The organism is Streptomyces sp. NPDC001532 (assembly GCF_040298625.1).
Lineage (GTDB): Bacteria > Actinomycetota > Actinomycetes > Streptomycetales > Streptomycetaceae > Streptomyces.
The window spans coordinates 1-1,141 of record NZ_JBEPAL010000104.1; the positions used below are offsets into that span (position 1 = coordinate 1).

Here is a 1,141-nt window from a genome sequence, read left to right on the forward strand (position 1 = left end):
GGCAGGTTGCGCGCCATCACGATGCGCTGGACCTGGTTGGTGCCCTCGTAGATCTGGGTGATCTTGGCGTCGCGCATCATGCGCTCGACGGGGTAGTCGCGGGTGTAGCCGTAGCCGCCGAGGAGCTGGACGGCGTCGGTGGTGACCTCCATCGCCACGTCGGAGGCGAAGCACTTGGCCGCGGCGCCGAGGTAGGTCAGGTCGGCGTCGCCGCGCTCGGAGGCGGCGGCGGCCTGGTAGGTCAGGGCGCGGGCGGCCGAGATCTTCATGGCCATGTCGGCGAGCATGAACTGGATGCCCTGGAAGTCGGCGATCGGCTTGCCGAACTGCTTGCGCTCCTGGACGTAGCCCTTGGCGTAGTCCAGGGCGCCCTGGGCGATGCCGAGGGCCTGGGCGGCGATGGTGATGCGGGTGTGGTCCAGCGTCTTCATCGCGGTGGCGAAGCCGGTGCCCTCCTCGCCGATCATGCGGTCGGCGGGGATGCGGACGTTGTCGAGGTAGACCTCGCGGGTCGGCGAGCCCTTGATGCCGAGCTTCTTCTCCGGCGCGCCGAAGGAGACGCCCTCATCGGACTTCTCGACCACGAAGGCCGAGATGCCCTTCGAGCGCTTCTCCGGGTCGGTGACGGCCATGACCGTGTAGAACTCCGAGACGCCCGCGTTGGTGATCCAGCGCTTCACGCCGTTGAGGATCCAGTGGTCGCCGTCGCGGACCGCGCGGGTCTTCATGCCGGCCGCGTCGGAGCCGGCGTCGGGCTCGGACAGGCAGTAGGAGAACATGCCGTCGCCCTTGGCGAGCGGGGTCATGTACTTCTTCTTCAGCTCCTCGGAGCCGGAGAGGATGACCGGCAGCGAGCCGAGCTTGTTCACCGCCGGGATCAGCGAGGACGAGGCGCAGACGCGGGACACCTCCTCGATCACGATCACCGTGGCGAGCGCGTCGGCGCCGGCGCCGCCGTAGGACTCGGGGACGTGGACGGCGTGCAGGTCGTTCGCGACCAGCGCGTCGTGGGCCTCCTGCGGGAAGCGTGCCTCCTCGTCCACCGCGGCGGCGTGCGGCGCGATCTTCGCCTCGGCCAGGGAGCGGACGGCGTCGCGGAGCATGTCGTGCTCCTCGGACGGGCGGTACAGGTCGAAATCAG

1 protein-coding gene is annotated in these 1,141 nt (G+C 69.4%); it reads right to left on the reverse strand.

The features are described from left to right. On the reverse strand, positions 1 to 1,141 hold a 1,141-nt coding region (locus tag ABT232_RS38395; RefSeq protein WP_351849448.1), incomplete at both ends, for an acyl-CoA dehydrogenase.